Genomic DNA, 18989 nt, shown 5'->3' with positions numbered 1-18989 from the left:
GCGCTCGACGAGGCTACGTTCCGTGAAACAGAAACAGGAATCCGTCAAAGCGTGGTTTGCCAGCGGTTCTCCCTGGGTGTGGATGAACGCGGGTGCGGTGTCCATCGCCGTGATCATGACCATCGGCCTGCTCGCCGTGATCGCCGTACGCGGTCTCGGCCACTTCTGGCCGGCGGATGTGATCGAAGCGACCTACACCGTCCCCGGTGAAGCGCCCAAGACCCTGATTGGCGAAGAAGTCCAGGTCGAGCAGGTGCCGCGTGAACGCCTGCGCGGCGCCGGTCTGCCGGTGCCGGACAATGGTCCGGAGTTCATGACCCGCGAACTGCTCAAGCTGGGCAACCGCGACCTATACGGCAGCGACTTCTCCTGGGTGATCGGCGAATGGCTGGCCGACCGTCGTCACCCGGCAGACCTGGTCACCCTGGAGCGCCGCGAGTGGGGCAACTTCTATGGCTACCTGCTGAGCGTGAAGGAAAATGGCAAGGTGGTTGCCGAAGGTCCGGGCGCCATGGCCGAGCTGCAGACCCGTCTCAAGCGCGTCGATGAGCTCTACTCCAAGCTGTACCAGCTGGAGAAGAAGGACATCGGCGGCATCAACCATGGTCTGGAGCGCCTGCGCCTCAAGGAGCGTGGCCTGCAGCTGAACAACAAGCTGGATGCCACCGCCGAGGCCGACATCGCCGCCGGCCGCGCCGAGCTGAACGCCCAGTACAAGGTGCTGGAAGAGCAGCTCAACGGCCTGCACCAGGAGTTCAACCGCGACAGCATCGTTATGCGCGACGCCACCGGCCAGCAGACCGAAATCAGCGTCGGCAAGCTGGTGCATGCCTACCAGCCGAACCAGATGGGCGTGGCCACCAAACTGAGCTTCTACTTCAAGAAGCTGTGGGAATTCCTCAGCGATGACCCGCGTGAAGCCAACACCGAGGGCGGTATCTTCCCGGCCATCTTCGGCACCGTGATGATGACCCTGGTGATGGCCGTGATCGTCACCCCGTTCGGTGTGATCGCTGCCGTCTACCTACGCGAGTACGCCCGCCAGGGCCTGCTGACCCGCATCATCCGCATCGCGGTGAACAACCTCGCGGGTGTTCCGGCGATCGTCTACGGCGTGTTCGGCCTGGGCTTCTTCGTCTACGTGCTGGGCGGCTCGCTTGACCGGATGTTCTTCCCCGAAGCCTTGCCGGCGCCGACCTTCGGCACGCCTGGGCTGTTCTGGGCCTCGCTGACCCTCGCCATCCTCGCGGTGCCGGTGGTGATCGTGGCCACAGAGGAAGGCCTGGCGCGCATCCCGCGGGCCACCCGTGAAGGCTCCCTCGCCTTGGGCGCAACCAAGGCCGAGACCCTGTGGAAAGTGGTCTTGCCGATGGCCAGTCCGGCGATGATGACCGGCCTGATCCTCGCCGTGGCCCGTGCCGCTGGTGAAGTGGCGCCGCTGATGCTGGTGGGCGTGGTGAAGCTGGCTCCGGCGCTGCCGGTCGACGGCAACTACCCGTACGTGCACCTGGACCAGAAGATCATGCACCTGGGCTTCCACATCTATGACGTCGGCTTCCAGAGCCCGAACGTCGAGGCCGCGCGCCCTCTGGTGTACGCCACCGCGCTGCTGCTGGTGATGGTCATCGCCCTGCTGAACTTCTCGGCCATCGCGATTCGTAACCGCCTGCGCGAAAAGTACAAGGCGCTGGAAAACTGATTCTGCAGGCGGCGGGCCGTGCCCGCCGCCTGGCCTCCCAAGGAGACTGAACATGCAACATGAAAGCGCATCCCACGGCATCGACATCGGCGCGCTCGGCCGCGGCGACCGCCATGGCATGAACCTGGAAAGCGAGACCGTCGCCCTCGAAGTGCCCGGCCTGAGCCTGTTCTACGGCGAAAAGCAGGCTCTGTTCGACGTCAGCATGAACATCCCCAAGCAGCGCGTGACCGCCTTCATCGGTCCGTCCGGCTGCGGCAAGTCCACCCTGCTGCGTTGCTTCAACCGCATGAACGACCTGGTCGACGGCTGCAACGTGAAGGGCGAGATCCTCCTGGACAGCCACAACATCTTCGCCAAGAACGTCGACGTCGCCGAACTGCGCCGCCGCGTCGGCATGGTGTTCCAGAAGCCCAACCCGTTCCCCAAGAGCATCTACGAGAACGTGGTGTACGGCCTGCGCATCCAGGGCATCAACAAGAAGCGTGTGCTCGACGAAGCCGTCGAGTGGGCCCTCAAGGGCGCCGCGCTGTGGGACGAAGTGAAGGACCGCCTGCACGAGTCCGCTCTCGGCCTCTCCGGTGGCCAGCAGCAGCGTCTGGTCATTGCCCGCACCATCGCCGTGGAGCCGGAAGTCCTGCTGCTCGACGAACCCTGCTCGGCACTGGACCCGATCTCCACCCTGAAGATCGAAGAGCTGATCTACGAGCTGAAATCCAAGTTCACCATCGTCATCGTGACCCACAACATGCAGCAGGCCGCGCGGGTTTCCGACTACACGGCGTTCATGTACATGGGCAAGCTGATCGAGTTCGGCGATACCGATACCCTGTTCACCAACCCGGCCAAGAAGCAGACCGAAGACTACATCACCGGCCGCTACGGCTAAGCGCTGCGCGCCAGCTTCAAGCCGCAGGCCACAAGCGGCAAGAACGTGCCACCGGGTACACCACGATTGACTTGAAGCTTGCGGCTTGCAGCTTGCAGCTATTTCGCGGAGCGAAAGCATGATCAACAAAGAAAGCCTCACCCACCACATCTCGCAGCAGTTCAACGCCGAGCTGGAAGATGTGCGCAGCCATCTGCTGGCCATGGGCGGCCTGGTGGAGAAGCAGGTCAACGACGCGGTCAACGCGCTGATCGACGCCGACTCGGGCCTGGCCCAGCAGGTGCGCGAGATCGACGACCAGATCAACCAGATGGAGCGCAACATCGACGAGGAATGCCTGCGCATCCTCGCCCGCCGCCAGCCGGCCGCCTCCGACCTGCGTCTGATCATCAGCATCTCCAAGTCGGTGATCGATCTGGAGCGTATCGGTGACGAAGCCTCGAAGATCGCCCGCCGCGCCATCCAGCTGTGCGAGGAAGGCGAGTCGCCGCGCGGCTATGTCGAGGTGCGCCACATCGGCAACCAGGTGCGCAAGATGGTGCAGGAGGCGCTGGACGCCTTTGCCCGCTTCGACGCCGACCTCGCGCTGTCGGTGGCGCAGTACGACAAGACCGTCGACCGCGAATACAAGACTGCCCTGCGCGAGCTGGTCACCTACATGATGGAAGACCCGCGGGCCATCTCCCGGGTGCTCAACGTCATCTGGGCCCTGCGTTCGCTGGAGCGCATCGGCGACCACGCGCGCAACATCGCCGAACTGGTGATCTACCTGGTGCGCGGCACCGATGTCCGCCACATCGGCCTGACCCGCATGAAGGAAGAAGTACAGGGCACCGCTGGCAAGGCCGACAAGGCCGAATAAGCCAGACGCCCGTACCAGGACGGACCCGGCCTAGCGCCGGGTTCGTCATTTTATGGCCGAGCGGTCCCTCACCAATGGCATGTAGCCACCCGGCAAGGCTATCCTTCGCCCTATCGTTTTCGGGAGATGCCGATGGGCAAGGTCAGTGTGCTGGTCGTGGATGACGCTCCGTTCATCCGTGACCTGGTGAAGAAGGGACTGCGGGACCATTTCCCCGGTCTGCAGATCGAAGAAGCGGTCAACGGCCGCAAGGCGCAGCAGTTCCTCGCGCGCCAGGCCGTGGACCTGATCCTCTGCGACTGGGAAATGCCGGAGCTGTCGGGCATCGAGCTGCTCACCTGGTGCCGCGAGCAGGACAACCTGAAGACCACGCCCTTCATCATGGTCACCAGCCGCGGCGACAAGGACAACGTGGTGCAGGCCATCCAGGCCGGCGTCTCCGACTTCATCGGCAAGCCGTTCTCCAACGACCAGCTGGTGAGCAAGGTGAAGAAGGCGCTGTCGCGCGCCGGCAAGCTGGAAGCCCTCGCGGCCCAGGCGCCGCAGCGCAGCCTGGTCGGCTCGATGCCCAACGACTCGCTGGCTGCCCTCACCGGCGGCAAGGCCGAGACGGTGCGCCCGGCGGCAGCGCCTGCTGCACCGCGTCCGGCTGCTGCGGCTCCGACTGCCGCCGCCCCTGCCGCCCGAAGCGGCGCGAAGGGTCAGCAGGGCCAGCTGCGCCTGCCGTCCGCCAACCTGCCCTGCGTGATCAAGGCGCTCAGCCTCAAGGAAGCGCTGCTGGTGGTGAAGCGCGGCACGCCGCTGCCGCAGGTGCTGGAAAGCGCCGTGCTGGACCTGGAAGAAGACAGCGACGTCGCCCGCCTCAACGGCTACCTGCATGCCGTGGCCGCGCTGGAGCCCAAGCCGGACAGCGAGTGGCTGCAGCTGACCTTCCGCTTCGTCGACCGTGACCCGCAGAAGCTCGACTACCTCTCTCGCCTGATCGCCCGCGGCAGCTCGCAGAAGCACTACGTGCCCGGCGCCTGATCCGGTTACAAATGCACCGACCGGCGGGCAGTACTGCTTCACACCCCGACCGGCGGCAGGTCGCGACGCACGGGCTACGCTGCTAGTCTTGCCTGCGTCGCCATACCTATAACCAGAGTCGACATGCTAGGGCGCAGTATCCTCCTGTGCGGTCTATTGGCCGCTTCCGGGACGGCTTCGGCCGTGACCATCTACAAGTACACCGACGCCAATGGCGTGGTCACCTACACGGACAAGGCCGTGGCGGGTGCGGCTGTCTTCGTTTTCCGCGATCGCATGGTCGAGCACCTGGAAGAACAGGTGAAGCTGGAGACGAAGAAGCACGCGGGCGGCGAGACCCTGCAGGTGCGCAATGACCTGTACGCACCGGTGGAAATCGAGCTGAGCGTGACCGGTGCGCAGAACGCCGTGGGCGCGCCGGAGCGGCCAATCCGCTGGGTGCTGCCGCCGCGCAGCTCGATTCGTCTCGCCACCCTGACGCCGCTCGACCCCGCCAGGCCGCTGCGCTACAAGCCCAAGCTGCGCTATGCGCTGGGCGATCCGCGACCGACGCCGTTGTCCTACCAGTACGCGCTGCCATGGACCGGCGGGCCGTTCCGCCTGACCCAGGGTGCCAATGGCCGCTACAGCCACTTCACGCCCAAGGGCCGCTACGCCATGGATATCGCCATGCCGGTGGGCACGCCGATCATCGCGGCGCGCGGCGGTACCGTGGTGAAGATCGAGAACGGCCAGGACGGGCGTGGCAAGAATCCTTCCGGCAACTTCGTGCGGATACTGCATGACGACGGCACCATGGGCGTGTACCTGCACCTGATGCGCGGCTCGGTGCTGGTGCGTGAGGGCCAGCGCGTCGGCACCGGCACACCGCTGGCGCAGTCGGGCAACACCGGCAACAGCAGCGGCCCGCACCTGCACTTCGTGGTGCAGCGCAACGTCGGCCTGGCGCTGGAGTCGATACCCTACGACTTCTCCCAGCCAGTGGATACGCTGCCGAATTTCGCGGTGGTGAAGGGCAACTGATCGAACCCATTGTAGGAGCGAGGGGCACCATCGTTCCTGCGAAGAGCCCATCCTGCAGGCACAAAAAAGCCGCCCATCGGGCGGCTTTTTCGTAAGCGGGACTCAGTCGAGCTTCACCACCTTGGCGAGGACGATCTTCGGGCCCTTCATCTTCTTCACGATGATGCGCAGGCCTTCGGTATCCAGCACTTCCTCTTCTTCCGGCACGCGCTTGAGGGTGTCGTAGACCAGGCCGGCGAGGGTGTCCGCCTCGACGTGGTCCAGGTCCAGGCCCAGCAGGCGTTCCAGCTTGAACAGCGGGGTGTCGCCGCGCACCAGCAGCTTGCCGGGCTGGTAGGCGACGATGCCGCGCTCGGCCTTGCGGTGTTCGTCCTGGATGTCACCGACCAGCACTTCCAGCACGTCTTCCATGGTCAGGTAGCCGACGACCTTGTGGTCGGCTTCCTCGACCAGCGCGAAGTGCGAGCCTCCCTGGCGGAACTGCTCCAGCAGGCGGGCCAGCGGCAGGTGTTTGGTGACCATTTCCAGCGGGTGGGTCAGCTCGTCGAGGTCGAAGGACTCCGGCAGGCTGTCCAGCGTGGCCAGGGCCAGCAGCAGGTCCTTGATGTGCAGCAGGCCGATGAACTCGCCCTTCTCGCTGTCGTACACCGGGTAGCGGCTGTACTTGTGGCGGCGGATGGTGGCGAGGATGTCGTCCAGCGGGGCGCTGCGCTCGAGGAAGACCAGGTCCTCGCGGGAGTTGGCCCAGTCCACCACTTCCAGCTCGCCCAGTTCCACCGCCGAGGCCAGCACGCGCATGCCCTGGTCGCTGGGATCGTGGGCGCGGCTGGAGTGCAGGATCAGCTTGAGCTCGTCACGGCTGTAGTGGTGCTCATGGTGAGGGCCCGGCTCGCCTTGCCCGGCAATCTTCAGGATGGTGTTGGCGCTGGCGTTGAGCAGCCAGATCGCCGGGTACATCGCCCAGTAGAACAGGTACAGCGGCACCGCCGTCCACAGCGACAGCAGCTCCGGCTTGCGGATCGCCCAGGACTTGGGCGCCAGCTCGCCGACCACGATGTGCAGGTAGGAGATGATGAAGAATGCGCTGAAGAACGACACGCCGCGGATGACTTCCTCGGAGTGCACGCCGATCGCGGCCAGCAAGGGCTCCAGCAGCTCGGCGAAGGCCGGCTCGCCGACCCAGCCCAGGCCCAGGGAGGCCAGGGTGATGCCCAGCTGGCAGGCGGAGAGGTAGGCGTCGAGCTGGTTGTGCACCTTGCGCAGGATGGTGCCGCGCCAGCCGTGTTGGTTGGCGATGGTCTCCACGCGGGTCGAGCGCAGCTTGACCATGGCGAACTCGGCGGCAACGAAGAAACCGTTGAGCACGACGAGGAACAGGGCGAACAGGATCAGGCCGAAATCGGCGAAATAGGTGAGGAAGTTACTACTAGGGGAAGGGTCCATGGTTCTGTTGGTTCAAGAATGGACGGACAAGAATGCGGTTCGTGGGGCCTGGCTGGCAAGCCCGTCTATACCAGAGTCGAAGTCGGGCACCGCTATGCGCGGCCCTCGACCTGCTGCGGCGGGAAGTGGCAGGTGAAGCTGCTGCCCTTGCCCGGCACGCTGCTGATGTCCAGGGTGCCGCGGTGGCGCAGCAGCACGTGCTTGACGATGGCCAGGCCCAGGCCGGTGCCGCCGGTGCTGGCATTGCGGCTGGAGTCGACGCGATAGAAGCGCTCGGTCAGGCGTGGCAGGTGCTTGGGATCGATGCCGATGCCGCTGTCCTGCACGGCGAGGTGCGCGCCTTGCTCGTCGGCCCACCAGCGGATGCGGATCTCGCCTTCGTCGGGGGTGTACTTCACGGCGTTGAACACCAGGTTGGAGAAGGCGCTGCGCAATTCGGCCTCGCTGCCCTTGAGCTTGACCTTCGAGTCCGCCTCCAGGCTGATGCGATGGCTGCGCGCGCCGGACAGCGCCTGGGCGTCGTTGCGGATCGACAGCAGCATCAGGTCCACCGCCACCGGCTTGTTGTCCGCCGGGTAATCGGTGGCTTCCAGCTTGGCCAGCAGGAGCAGGTCGTTGAGCAGGTTCTGCATGCGCCCGGCCTGCTGCTGCATCTGCTGCAGTGCTCGAGTCCAGCGCGGGTTCACGTCCTCGACATTGTCCAGCAGCGTCTCCAGGTAGCCGGCGATCACCGTCAGCGGCGTGCGCAGCTCGTGGGAGACGTTGGCGACGAAGTCCTTGCGCATCTGCTCCAGCTGATGGACGCGGGTCACGTCGCGCACCAGCATCAGGTGCTCGCCGGCGCCATAGAGAGTGATGTGGAACTGCAGGCGCAGGTTGTCGTTGATCGGCGAGGAGAGCTCCAGCGGCTCGCGGTAGTCCTCGCCCTCGAAGTATTCCTTGAAGCGCGGATGGCGCACCAGGTTGGTCACTGGCTGGCCGCCGTCCTGCGGGCTCTTCAGGCCCAGAAGGCGCTCGGCGGACTGGTTCCACCATTCCAGGTTGCCGTCGCGGTCGAGCAGGATCATGCCGTCGCGCAGCGCCGCGGTGGATTCCTGCATGCGGTCGATCACCGCCTGCAGGCGCCCGCGAGCGCGCTGGTTGCGTCGCTGCAGGTGGTAGATGCTGTCGAACACCTCGCCCCACAGGCCGTAGCCATCGGGCGGGGCTTCATCGGGCTGGTGGTTCTTCAGCCACTTGTGCAGGCGCAGCAGCTGCCAGGTCGACCAGCCAAGGTAGGTGGCCAGCGCCACGGCAATGGCCCAGCCGTACTGCCCGGTGATCAGGCCGAGCAGTGCGCCGGCGGCTACGACTAGCAGCAGGTGGCGTATCAGCATGCCACTCCAGTTCTGGGTCACGAAATTCCGTTCCTTGTGCCCGCCAGATGAGAAGCCGGGTCAGCTTTTGGTCGAGAAACGATACCCGGTGCCGCGCACGGTCTGAACCAGATTTTCGTATACCTCGCCCAGGGCCTTGCGCAGACGGCGGATATGCACGTCGACGGTACGCTCCTCGACGTAGACGTTGCCGCCCCAGACCTGGTCCAGCAGTTGGCCGCGGGTGTAGGCGCGTTCCTGGTGGGTCATGAAGAACTGCAGCAGACGGTATTCGGTGGGACCCATCTCGGCGGGCTTGCCGTCGATGGTCACGCGGTGGCTGATCGGGTCGAGCATCAGGCCGCCGACTTCGATCGGCGTCTCGCTGTCGCCGGCACCGGTGCGGCGCAGCACGGCTTTCAGGCGGGCAACCAGTTCGCGCGGGGAGAAGGGCTTGGTGATGTAGTCATCCGCGCCGACTTCCAGACCCTGGATCTTGTTGTCCTCTTCGCCCTTGGCGGTGAGCATGATGATCGGGATGGCCGAAGTCAGCTCGTCGCGCTTGAGGCGGCGGGCCAGCTCGATGCCGGAGGTGCCCGGGAGCATCCAGTCGAGCAGGATCAGGTCCGGCTTGCGATCGACGATCACCGCGTGAGCCGTCTGGGCGCTGTCGGCCTCCAGACATTCGTAGCCGGCCATCTCCAGGGCCACGGCGATCATTTCCCGGATCGGAGCTTCGTCATCGACGATGAGGATTGTCTTGCCAACCATGCTGAGGCCTCAGAATTTCTGTAATGCGCCGCATTAGATAACGGAAATATTTCATGAATGTGACACCGCGATGGTAGCTGAGCCTCGTGCCAGAGCGCTCGTCTATGCTCATGGGGTCGCCGCACGCTTACCGTGCGGCACAAGCGGAACCCACCGGCCCGGTCGGCGGTGTGCCCGGCAGAGAGCCTGCCGGAGTCTTGCGATGACGGTAGTGAGTGCGTTGTCGACGTCGCCCTGGCCGGCCCTGCCTGCAATCCCGCCGCCTTTGCGCCGATGCTCGCGCCGTTTCCACCTCACCAGAGGAGAAACACTATGAAACTGCTAATCCCGGCCCTGGCAATGGGTCTGATGCTGCCGGCGATGTCTGCCCTGGCCGCGGCGCCCGGCATGGAGAAGAACGGCATGCTGGTCGATGCCAAGGGCATGACCCTCTACACCTTCGACAAGGACAGTGGCGGCAAGTCGATGTGCAATGGCGGCTGCGCGCAGAACTGGCCGCCCCTGATGGCCTCGGCCGACGCCAAGGCGAAGGGCGACTGGACCATGATCAAGCGCGATGACGGCACCGTGCAGTGGGCCTACAAGGGCAAGCCGCTGTATACCTTCGTGCAGGACCAGAAGGCCGGCGACATGGCTGGAGAAGGCAAGATGGGTGTCTGGCACATGGCCAAGCCCTGATGTGATCCGCATTTCCCTGTAGGAGCGGGCCACGCCCGCGATCGGGCGCATGGCGCGCTCCTGCAGGGGCCCCGATCAGCGCAGGGCGAAGTCCGCCACAGTGCCGAGGAAGATCGCCAGCCCCGCCCAGTGGTTGTGCAGGAAGGCCTTGAAGCACTTCATCGGCTCGCGGTCGCGGGTCGAGTGGAACTGCCAGGCGAAGCAGCCGGCCGCTACGGCCAGGCCCAGGTAGTAATACAGGTGCATCGCCAGCTTGTTGCCGGCCAGGATCAGCAGCAGGAGCATCAGGCCCTGCAGGCTCAGGTTGATTACCCGGTCAGCGTCGCCGAAGAGAATCGCCGTGGACTTCATGCCCATCTTCAGGTCGTCCTCGCGGTCGGTCATCGCGTAGTAGGTGTCGTACGCGACCGTCCACAGCACGTTGGCGAAGAACAGCAGCCAGGCCACCGCCGGCAGCATGCCGCTGGCCGCGGTGAAGGCCATCGGGATGCCCCAGGAGAACGCCGCGCCCAGCACCACCTGCGGGTAGTAGGTGTAGCGCTTCATGAAGGGGTAGAGCGCCGCCACCGCCGCGCCGCCGAAGGACAGCCAGATGGTCTGCTCATTGGTGCACAGCACCAGCAGGAAACTCAGCCCCAGCAACGTAAAGAAGGCAATCCAGGCCTCGCGCACGGTGATCTTGCCGGTCGCCAGCGGGCGCGCCTTGGTGCGTTCGACGTGGCCGTCGAGCTTGCGGTCGGCGAAGTCGTTGATCACGCAGCCGGCCATGCGCATCAGCACGGTGCCGAGGACGAAGATCACCAGGTTCTTCAAGCTCGGCACGCCGCCGCTGGCCATCCACAGTGCCCACAATGTCGGCCAGAGCAGCAGGTAGATGCCGATCGGCTTGTCCATGCGCGTCAGCTGGATGAAGTCCCAGGCGCGGGGATGCAGGCGGGCGAGGGGTTTGATCAGGGCGACGAACATGGCGGCCTCCGGAAAACGATCCGGGAATTATACGGGCTGTTGTTCCACGCGGTGCCACAGCGATGGCAGGAAAACCTCGGCGACCAGCACGCCCAGGCCGTCGCGGCTGAAGCAGGAACGGCGGCCCCACAGACGCTCGGTGCGCACTTCCGCCGGCAGGCTGGCGGCCGGGTAGCGGCAGACCTCGATGGGGCCGCGCAGAAAGGCGCGGTCGCTGAACAGCAACTCACCCAGGGAGCGCGTGCCGAGCAGGCGCAGGTCGAAGCCGGAGCCTTCCAGCGCCGAACGCGCGGCGACGCTGCGGGCGAATACCCAGGGCGTGCCGTGGCCTTTCAGGTACACCTCGCGCACCCAGCCCTGGCTGCCGTCCGGCACACCCAGCGCGACGCACTCGTCGGTACGCAGGCGGTGCCAGCCCTCGGCCAGCGGCTGCACGGCGAAGTTATCGGCGGAGAGAGCCGTCAGCCGGCGCGTCAGCGAGCCTTCGTCGAACAGCCAGTCCACGACCTGGGCGGCGGGAGCGGGGTGCAACTGGGCGGAAGTGAGCCAGCGGGGCGGATGGATCAGGGCGGCTTCGGGCACGGCTTGGACTGCGGTTGGCCAGGGACGCGGCAGCTTAACATGGCGCCTTTGCGCGGCCGATTGCGTTGTCCGCAAGAGTGCATTACGCCAGACCCCACCAAAGGTTTGGCCAGCCGCCCGGCGTTTTCCATGGGGCTTGCGCCGCAAGCCCATCGCCAGTACAAAGCCGGACATTGGATGCACTGACGTCCAAGCGACAAGAACATGAGGGTGATAGCTGATGAAGAAGTGGCAGTGCGTGGTTTGTGGCCTGATCTATGACGAGACCAAGGGTTGGCCGGAAGAGGGCATCGCCGCCGGTACCCGCTGGGAAGACGTGCCGGAAGACTGGCTGTGCCCCGATTGCGGCGTCGGCAAGCTGGATTTCGAGATGATCGAGATCGGCTGATACCGCCCGGATCGATTCCCGCGACGGCGGCCCTCGGGCCGCCGTCTGCGTTTGCGCACCCCGCAAGCCCGCGCCTGACGCGGTAGACTGGAGGCGCGCCGGGTTGACCCTGCTGACGGAGCCCGGCGTCGCGCCCGCCGTTGGCCGGTGCGCGGCGATACGTTAGCTTCACCGGGCAATCGCAGGAGGGCTTGGCTGATGCGCAAATGGCAATGCGTGGTCTGTGGCTTCATCTACGACGAGGCACTGGGCCAGCCGGACGAGGGCATCGCCCCCGGCACGCGCTGGGAGGACATCCCGGCGGACTGGGTCTGCCCGGATTGCGGCGTGGGCAAGATCGATTTCGAGATGATCGAAATCTCCTGAGCCCCTGCCCGAACGAATTCATGCGGCGACTCCACGGTCGCCGCGCCGTCTGTACTGAAGTGCCGTCTTTACCGGGTGGCGATTCTTGAGGTGAGAGAGTAATGAGCGACAACGCACCGCTGGTGATCATCGGAACTGGCCTGGCCGGCTACAACCTCGCCCGCGAGTGGCGCAAGCTGGACAGCGAGACGCCGCTGCTGCTGATCACCGCCGACGACGGGCGCTCCTACTCCAAGCCGATGCTCTCCACCGGCTTCTCCAAGGACAAGGACGCCGACGGCCTGGCCATGGCCGAGGCGGGCGCCATGGCCGACCAGCTCAAGGCGCGCATCCTCACCCATACCCGTGTCACCGGCATCGACCCGGGCCACCGGCGCATCTGGATCGGCGAGGAAGAGATCCACTACCGCGACCTGGTACTGGCCTGGGGCGCCGAGACCATTCGCGTGCCGGTCGAGGGCGACGCCCAGGACCTGATCTTCCCGATCAACGACCTGGAAGACTACGCGCGCTTCCGCAGCGCCGCCGCCGGCAAGCGCCGCGTGCTGCTGCTGGGCGCCGGCCTGATCGGCTGCGAGTTCGCCAACGACCTCTCCAGTGGCGGCTACCAGCTCGACGTGGTAGCGCCGTGCGAGCAGGTCATGCCCGGCCTGCTCCATCCGGCCGCCGCCCAGGCGGTGCAGCAGGGGCTGGAAGGCCTCGGGGTGCGCTTCCACCTCGGCCCGGTGCTGAACAGCCTGGTGCGCGCCGGCGACGCCCTGGAAGCGCACCTCTCCGATGGCCAGGTGATCCCCTGCGACCTGGTCGTCTCTGCCGTCGGCCTGCGCCCGCGCATCGACCTGGCCGCCGCCGCCGGTCTGGATATCAATCGCGGCGTGATGGTGAACCGCGAACTGCGCACCTCCCACGCGAACATCTATGCCTTGGGCGACTGCGCCGAGGTCGACGGCCTCAACCTGCTCTACGTGATGCCGCTGATGTCCTGTGCCCGCGCGCTGGCGCAGACCCTGGCCGGCAAGCCGACGCCGGTTGCCTACGGCGCCATGCCGGTGACCGTGAAGACGCCGGTGTGCCCGCTGGTGGTGTCGCCGCCGCCGCGTGGCAGCGAGGGCGAATGGCGGGTGGAAGGCTCTGGCCCGGACCTCAAGGTGCTGTGCCGGGATACCGCCGGTCGATTGCTCGGCTATGCCCTGACTGGGGCCGCCGTGAGTGAAAAACTCTCCCTGAACAAGGAGTTGCCGGCACTACTGGCGTGACAGGCGTCGCCAATGGCGTTTTTGCCTTGGGAAAGTGCCCGCAAATTGTCAGACGATACTGGCGTACCAGCTTTCGGCGTGCCATTCTCCCCCCGTCTGCCGCAGCCTAGAGCCTGTACGGCAAGCCTGCGGTGCCTTGGGCGCTGTTGGGAAGACAGCACGGACACAACAACAACAAACCGTCAAAGAGGCATTTATGCGTAAACCAGAACTCGCCGCCGCGATCGCCGAGAAGGCCGACCTCACCAAAGAACAAGCCAACAAGGTGCTGAACGCGCTGCTGGATGAAATCACTGGCGCGCTCAACCGCAAGGACAGCGTTACCCTTGTCGGTTTCGGTACCTTCGTTCAGCGCCACCGTGGCGCCCGCACCGGCAAGAACCCGCAAACCGGCCAGCCGGTCAAGATCAAAGCCAGCAATACCGTTGCCTTCAAACCGGGCAAGGCGCTGAAAGACGCCGTCAACTGATCGCGTCTGACCCGGAGCCAGAGCGGCTCCGGGTTGCCTCCTCCAGTTACATAATCCCTCCAAAAGACCGGATGTAGTCCGTTTTCAAACTGGCTACAATGCGCAGACTATTGTCTCGAACGTCGAGGTTTGTGCATGAAATTCCGTCTACTCCTGTGGATGCTCGGTCGCCTGATGGCCAAGGCCAGCCGCGAAAACCCGGCGTTCCAGAAGCAGCTCGAAGGCAAGGACCTGGTGTTCCAGCTCCACACGCTCGACGGCAAGGTCGCGCGCCATTACATCGTCAAGGACCTCAAGGTCAGCGCCCGTCGCGGCACCCATCCACAGCCGGCCTTCGCGCTGGGCTTCAAGGACGGTGCCTACGGCTTCGCCACCATGACCTCGAAGAACCCGCAGCTGGCGTTCATGCAGGGCATCCAGAACAAGGACATCCAGATCCAGGGCAACCCCGGCCTGGTGATCTGGTTCCAGGGCCTGGTGAAGTACCTCAAGCCGAAGAAGAAAGCCGCGCCGGGCAGCGACAAGAAAGCCGCCTGAGGCGCTTTCGACGGACAGAAAAAAGGCCCCTGCCGGGGCCTTTTTCATGTCTGCATCGCGACGGCTTCAGCCTTGGTACATTCAGTGCGCGGGATTGAACTGGCTGGCCAGCTCGCGCAGCACCGCTTCGGCGTCGAGTACCTTGCGCACGGCGTCTTCGGCCTTCTCGCGGGGGATGTCCAGGCGATCCAGCAGGTCCTGCGGAATGTCGGTCTCCGGGCCGCTGCCGATGCCGTGGTTGCGCAGCAGGCGGGTCGCCAGGCAGACCAGGTTGGCATAGGCCGAGCAGTCACCGGCGTAGGTCGGGTCGTGCTGGAAGCGCAGCGCGGTGTAGATCTCTTCCGGCATGTCCCAGGTGCGCATCAGCCAGGCGCCGATCTGCTCGCGGGTGATCCCCAGCAGGTGCTGCTCGACGAGGTTGTGCTCGACGTGCGGGTTCACCTCCAGGTGCCGGCAGATCAGCGAGAAATGCGGCGGGAAGATGTGCGCCAGGACCAGGTAGCCGATGCTGTGCAGCAGGCCGCCGAGGTAGGTCAGGCCGGCTTCCGGGCGCTCGGCGCGCGGCACGGCGCGGGTGAGACCCTCGATCACCGCGGCGGTGTAGATCGCCTGGTGCCAGTAGGGCGTGGCGTGCTGTGGCTGGTCCTTGGGCAGGCTCAGGGTCTTGCCCAGGGCCAGGCCCAGGGCGAGGTTGATCACCAGGTCGAAGCCCAGTACGCGGACGATGGCGTCCTCCACCGAGCGGATCTTGCCGGGCGCGGCGTAGTAGGGCGAGGCCGCCCAGCTGACGACCTGCGCGGCCAGCGCCGGGTCGGTCTCCACCACGCCGGTGATGTCGTCCACGGTGGCGTTGGGGTCGACGCGCAGCTTGATGATCTTCTGTGCGGTTTCCGGCAGCGGCGGAATCTCGATGGTTTCCTCGAGGCGCTGCTGGATGCGGCGGGCGGTGAACGCCTGCACGGCCTGGGTGATTTCCTTGCGGTCGTCGTCCGGGCGGTCGAGGTTCGGCCGGATCGATTCCAGCGCCACGCCGAAGCGCGCCGCGCTGGCTTTTTCCAGCAGGCTGCGGAAGGGCGCGGTGGGAATCTCCAGCAGCGTGCCTGCTGCGCCGGATTCGATCAGCAGCTGGGGTTCCTGCAACAGGCGCTCGTCATACAGGCACGGCGAGCTGGTCAGCGGCGGCAGCGCCGGCAGGCGGCCGAGCTGGTGCTTGCCGAGCATGCGCTCCAGGCGATCGGGCTTGACCGCCACCAGCTTGCGGCCAGTGAGTTCGGCCAGGCGGTTCAGGTCCAGCAGCTGGCTTTGCGGGAACAGCACCAGCAGGGTGCCGACGGCATCTTCCAGCAGGCTGGCCTGTACCCGGCGCGTGGCTGGGAGCGTAGTGACATCGCAGACTTCGCGAGACGGTATGCCCAGCTTGGCGAGCAGCTGCAGGATGACCTCTGGGGCCTGCGAGGAGTCGGATGGGGCGCGTGCGGCGTCGCTCATGAATGTGATCCGGTTATCAACGGCTGGGTCGGAGTATAACCACGCAGTCAGCGTGACCGAGCAGTCAACTGACCGATGAAGGTGAAATAGATCACACTTGCCCGTATTGCTGCCCGTGTCTCAGCCAGCGTGCCAGCAATGGGCTGACCGATTGAGGCCAGTGTGCCAGCAGGGCCTGGGCGGCATCGCGCACCGCCGGCAGCAGGTCGGCGTCGCGCATCAGGTCGGCCACCTTGAATTGCAGCAGGCCAGTCTGACGGGTGCCGAGCATTTCGCCGGGGCCGCGCAGCTCCAGGTCCTTTTCGGCGATGACGAAGCCGTCGCAGGTCTCGCGCATGATCCCCAGGCGCTCGCGGCCGATCTGCGACAGCGGCGGGTGGTAGAGCAGCACGCAGTGGCTCGCCGCGCTGCCCCGGCCGACGCGGCCCCGCAGCTGGTGCAATTGGGCCAGGCCCAGGCGCTCGGGGTTCTCGATGATCATCAGGCTGGAGTTGGGCACGTCCACGCCGACTTCGATCACCGTGGTGGCGACCAGCAACTGCAGCATGCCTTCCTTGAAGGCTTCCATGACCACGGCCTTGTCCGCCGGCTTCATGCGCCCGTGGATCAGGCCGACGCGCAGCTCGCCCAGCGCCGAGGAGAGTTCCTCATAGGTGGTTTCCGCGGCCTGGCAGGTGAGTTCTTCGGATTCCTCGATCAACGTGCACACCCAATACGCCTGACGGCCTTCCGCACAGGCGGCGCGCACCCGCTCGATCACTTCGATGCGGCGACTGTCGGCCACCAGCACGGTGTTTACCGGGGTGCGGCCGGGCGGCAGCTCGTCGAGGATCGAAGTATCGAGGTCGGCGTAGGCGCTCATTGCCAGGGTCCGCGGAATGGGCGTGGCGGTCATGATCAGCTGGTGCGGGCAGAGCCGGCCGTCGACGCCTTTCTGGCGCAGGGCAAGGCGCTGCTGTACGCCGAAGCGGTGCTGTTCGTCGATGATTACCAGGGCCAGGCGCTTGAACTTCACTTCGTCCTGGAACAGCGCGTGGGTGCCGACGATCATCGGCGCGCCGCCGGCGATCTGTTCCAGTGCGCTGGCGCGGGCCTTGCCCTTGAGCTTGCCGGCCAGCCAGGCGACTTCGATGCCCAGCGGCTGCAGCCACTTGGTGAAGTTGAGGAAGTGCTGCTCGGCGAGGATTTCGGTGGGCGCCATCAGCGCCACCTGGTAGCCGGCTTCCAGCGCCTGCAGGGCGGCGAGGGCGGCGACCACGGTCTTGCCGGCGCCGACGTCGCCCTGCACCAGGCGCAGCATGGGTTCGGGCTGGGCGAGGTCGTAGGCGATCTCCGCGCCGACGCGCTGCTGCGCGCCAGTGGGCTTGAAGCCGAGGTTCTTCAGGTACAGCGCCGGCAGGCGCTTGGCCGGCGGCAGCTGCGGCGCGGCCTGGGAACGCACGCTCTCGCGCAGGCGTTGCAGCGACAGCTGGTGAGTCAGCAGTTCCTCGAAGGCGAGACGGTGCTGGGCCCAGTGGCGGCCTTCGGCGAGTTCTTCCAGGTCGGCGTCCGGCGGTGGCCGGTGCAGGTAGCGGATGGCTTCGTCCAGCGGGCCCAGGCGGTAGTCGCGGGCCAGTTCCGCCGGCAGCCAGTCCGGCAGGCTCGAGCGGTCCAGGCGCGCCAGAGTCTGCTCGCTGAGCTGGCGCAGGCGCTGCTGGGTGAGGCCTTCGGTGGTCGGGTAGATCGGCGTCAGGGTCTGCTCCACCGGCGCCGCGGCGGCGTCGGTGAGCGAGCGGTATTCGGGGTGGTAGATCTCCAGGCCCGAAGCGCCGGGGCGAGCCTCACCGTAGCAACGCAGGTGCGTGCCGCGCTTGAGGTTCTCCTTCTGCGCCTGGCTGAAGTGGTAGAAGCGCAGGCTCAGGGTGCCGGTGCCGTCCTGCAGGCGCACCAGCAGACTGCGCCGCTTGCCCATCACCACGTCGGCGCCGGAGACCACGCCTTCGACCACGGCATCCTGTCCCGGACGCAGGGCGCCGATGGGGGTGATGCGGGTGCGGTCCTGGTAGCGTAGCGGCAGGTGGAAGAGGATGTCCTGGAGGTTTTCCAGGCCGACCTTCGCCAGCTTTTCTTCCAGCGCGGCGCCCACGCCCTTGAGCGCGGTGACCGGGACGTTCGACAGATCGGTCATGCCGGCTCGGCTTCACCCTTGACGGTCGGCTTGGCGACCGAGCACAGGCGGATCGAGTCGGCCAGTACCTCGATGGCGCGCGGGCGCGGGAAGCTGGCGCGCCAGGCGATGGCGACGGTGCGTAAGGGGACTGGCGCGCTGAACGGGCGCACTTCCAGCACGCCCGGTGCGTAGTGATGGCTGTCCACGGCGGAGAACGGCAGCACCGACACGCCAAGGCCGGAGGCGACCATGTGGCGGATGGTTTCCAGCGAGCTGGATTCCACCGTGGTGTGCCTGTTTTCGCCGCCCTTGTGGGTGGTCGGGCAGGCTTCGAGCACCTGGTCGCGGAAGCAGTGGCCTTCGCCGAGCAGCAGCAGACTCTTGTCGTTGAGCAGCTCCGGGTCGATAGTCTTCTTCGCGGTCCATTGGTGGTCCGCCGGCATCAGCACGTAGAAGGGCTCGTCGAACAACTGCAGGGTCAGCACGTCGGCTTCCTGGAACGGCAGGGCGATGATGATCGCGTCCAGCTCGCCGGTGCGCAGCTTGTCGCGCAGGATATGGGTGAAGTTTTCCTCGATGTACAGCGGCATCTGCGGGGCAACCCGGTGCAGCTGCGGGATCAGGTGCGGGAACAGGTATGGGCCGATGGTGTAGATGGCGCCGACCTTGAGCGGCGAGGTCAGCTGGTTCTTGCCGGCCTGGGCCAGTTCACGGATGCCCTGGGCCTGCTCCAGCACCTTCTGCGCCTGCGCCACGATGCCTTCGCCGACCGGGGTCAGGCGCACCGCACTCTTGCTGCGCTCGAAGATCAGTACGCCGAGCTCGTCTTCCAGCTTCTTCACGCCCACCGACAGGGTCGGCTGGCTGACGTGGCAGCGCTCCGCGGCGCGGCCGAAGTGTTGCTCCTGGGCAAGCGTGACGATGTAGCGCAGTTCGGTAAGGGTCATGGCGACTAAGTCCGTTGAGGTGGCCCAAGCATAGCGGCTGCACCGCCGCGAACCAACCGCGCTAAACTGCCGAGCTTTGATTCGCGGAGCCAAGC

Annotated in this window: 19 protein-coding genes; 11 read left to right on the top strand and 8 right to left on the bottom strand. The window is 65.9% G+C overall.

The genetic code is table 11. From position 1 onward, the window contains the following. The first annotated feature begins 22 nt into the window (after window positions 1–22). The 5 genes from pstA to IB275_RS29820 all read left to right on the top strand — a co-directional run bounded on the left by pstA (window position 23) and on the right by IB275_RS29820 (window position 5499). Complete coding sequence (gene pstA, locus IB275_RS29840; protein WP_192293623.1) at window positions 23–1699, top strand: phosphate ABC transporter permease PstA; 1677 nt, start codon at window positions 23–25, stop codon at window positions 1697–1699. Between the two features lie 52 nt (window positions 1700–1751). Then, the gene (gene pstB / locus IB275_RS29835; RefSeq protein WP_192293621.1) at window positions 1752–2588 is read left to right on the top strand and encodes a phosphate ABC transporter ATP-binding protein PstB; all 837 of its coding nucleotides are present in this window, start codon (window positions 1752–1754) and stop codon (window positions 2586–2588) included. A gap of 118 nt (window positions 2589–2706) precedes the next feature. Then, window positions 2707–3450, top strand: coding sequence for a phosphate signaling complex protein PhoU (phoU, locus tag IB275_RS29830; protein ID WP_045217747.1), 744 nt, complete (start codon window positions 2707–2709; stop codon window positions 3448–3450). Between the two features lie 132 nt (window positions 3451–3582). Further along, entirely contained in the window at window positions 3583–4476 is an 894-nt protein-coding gene (locus IB275_RS29825) for a response regulator (RefSeq protein ID WP_192293619.1), read from the top strand. A gap of 123 nt (window positions 4477–4599) precedes the next feature. Continuing rightward, the gene (locus IB275_RS29820; protein ID WP_192293617.1) at window positions 4600–5499 is read left to right on the top strand and encodes a peptidoglycan DD-metalloendopeptidase family protein; all 900 of its coding nucleotides are present in this window, start codon (window positions 4600–4602) and stop codon (window positions 5497–5499) included. Window positions 5500–5601: 102 nt separating this feature from the next. Here the strand turns inward: IB275_RS29820 and IB275_RS29815 are convergent, their stop codons facing one another. From IB275_RS29815 to phoB, 3 genes are all read right to left on the bottom strand, one after another. Beyond that, on the bottom strand, window positions 5602–6942 hold the full coding sequence (locus IB275_RS29815) for a hemolysin family protein (protein ID WP_192293615.1): 1341 nt from the start codon (window positions 6940–6942) through the stop codon (window positions 5602–5604). A gap of 92 nt (window positions 6943–7034) precedes the next feature. Further along, window positions 7035–8318, bottom strand: a complete 1284-nt coding sequence (gene phoR / locus IB275_RS29810) for a phosphate regulon sensor histidine kinase PhoR (protein WP_192293668.1) — start codon at window positions 8316–8318, stop codon at window positions 7035–7037. A 60-nt stretch (window positions 8319–8378) separates the two neighbouring features. Beyond that, the gene (gene phoB / locus IB275_RS29805; RefSeq protein WP_054910046.1) at window positions 8379–9068 is read right to left on the bottom strand and encodes a phosphate regulon transcriptional regulator PhoB; all 690 of its coding nucleotides are present in this window, start codon (window positions 9066–9068) and stop codon (window positions 8379–8381) included. Window positions 9069–9380: 312 nt separating this feature from the next. On the opposite strand from phoB, the gene IB275_RS29800 reads away from it, so the two are divergent. Further along, entirely contained in the window at window positions 9381–9746 is a 366-nt protein-coding gene (locus IB275_RS29800; protein WP_192293613.1) for a COG4315 family predicted lipoprotein, read from the top strand. 75 nt (window positions 9747–9821) lie between these two features. On the opposite strand, the gene ubiA is transcribed toward IB275_RS29800, so the two are convergent. Further along, window positions 9822–10712 (bottom strand): 4-hydroxybenzoate octaprenyltransferase, encoded by an 891-nt coding sequence (gene ubiA, locus IB275_RS29795; RefSeq protein WP_192293610.1) that lies wholly within the window; start codon window positions 10710–10712, stop codon window positions 9822–9824. A gap of 27 nt (window positions 10713–10739) precedes the next feature. Next, window positions 10740–11279, bottom strand: a complete 540-nt coding sequence (locus tag IB275_RS29790; RefSeq protein ID WP_192293666.1) for a chorismate lyase — start codon at window positions 11277–11279, stop codon at window positions 10740–10742. Window positions 11280–11514: 235 nt separating this feature from the next. Between IB275_RS29790 and IB275_RS29785 the strand changes: the two genes are divergently transcribed. The 5 genes from IB275_RS29785 (at window position 11515) to IB275_RS29765 (ending at window position 14310) form a co-directional block, all read left to right on the top strand. After that, a complete protein-coding gene (locus tag IB275_RS29785) occupies window positions 11515–11682 on the top strand; it encodes a rubredoxin (RefSeq protein ID WP_015479573.1) in 168 nt (55 codons plus the stop codon). 198 nt (window positions 11683–11880) lie between these two features. Next, on the top strand, window positions 11881–12048 hold the full coding sequence (locus IB275_RS29780) for a rubredoxin (protein ID WP_192293608.1): 168 nt from the start codon (window positions 11881–11883) through the stop codon (window positions 12046–12048). 101 nt (window positions 12049–12149) lie between these two features. Beyond that, window positions 12150–13304, top strand: coding sequence for an NAD(P)/FAD-dependent oxidoreductase (locus tag IB275_RS29775; RefSeq protein ID WP_081515142.1), 1155 nt, complete (start codon window positions 12150–12152; stop codon window positions 13302–13304). A 196-nt stretch (window positions 13305–13500) separates the two neighbouring features. Then, entirely contained in the window at window positions 13501–13773 is a 273-nt protein-coding gene (locus IB275_RS29770; RefSeq protein ID WP_017520695.1) for an HU family DNA-binding protein, read from the top strand. Window positions 13774–13908: 135 nt separating this feature from the next. After that, complete coding sequence (locus IB275_RS29765; RefSeq protein ID WP_081515143.1) at window positions 13909–14310, top strand: helicase; 402 nt, start codon at window positions 13909–13911, stop codon at window positions 14308–14310. Window positions 14311–14391: 81 nt separating this feature from the next. Here the strand turns inward: IB275_RS29765 and IB275_RS29760 are convergent, their stop codons facing one another. The 3 genes from IB275_RS29760 to IB275_RS29750 all read right to left on the bottom strand — a co-directional run bounded on the left by IB275_RS29760 (window position 14392) and on the right by IB275_RS29750 (window position 18894). Continuing rightward, window positions 14392–15798, bottom strand: coding sequence for an aminoacyl-tRNA deacylase and HDOD domain-containing protein (locus IB275_RS29760; RefSeq protein WP_192293607.1), 1407 nt, complete (start codon window positions 15796–15798; stop codon window positions 14392–14394). A 91-nt stretch (window positions 15799–15889) separates the two neighbouring features. Continuing rightward, window positions 15890–17965 carry an ATP-dependent DNA helicase RecG gene (gene recG, locus IB275_RS29755; RefSeq protein ID WP_192293604.1) on the bottom strand — a complete coding sequence of 692 codons (2076 nt, stop codon included), beginning with the start codon at window positions 17963–17965 and terminating at the stop codon, window positions 15890–15892. Further along, the gene (locus tag IB275_RS29750) at window positions 17962–18894 is read right to left on the bottom strand and encodes a hydrogen peroxide-inducible genes activator (RefSeq protein ID WP_192293602.1); all 933 of its coding nucleotides are present in this window, start codon (window positions 18892–18894) and stop codon (window positions 17962–17964) included. The genes recG and IB275_RS29750 overlap by 4 nt, the downstream gene beginning before the upstream one ends. Between the last annotated feature and the right edge of the window lie 95 nt (window positions 18895–18989).

The organism is Pseudomonas sp. PDM21, assembly GCF_014852505.2.
Classification (GTDB): Bacteria; Pseudomonadota; Gammaproteobacteria; order Pseudomonadales; family Pseudomonadaceae; genus Pseudomonas.
The sequence above is the reverse complement of the archived record's forward strand: the minus strand, read 5'-3'. Positions and strand labels throughout refer to the sequence as shown.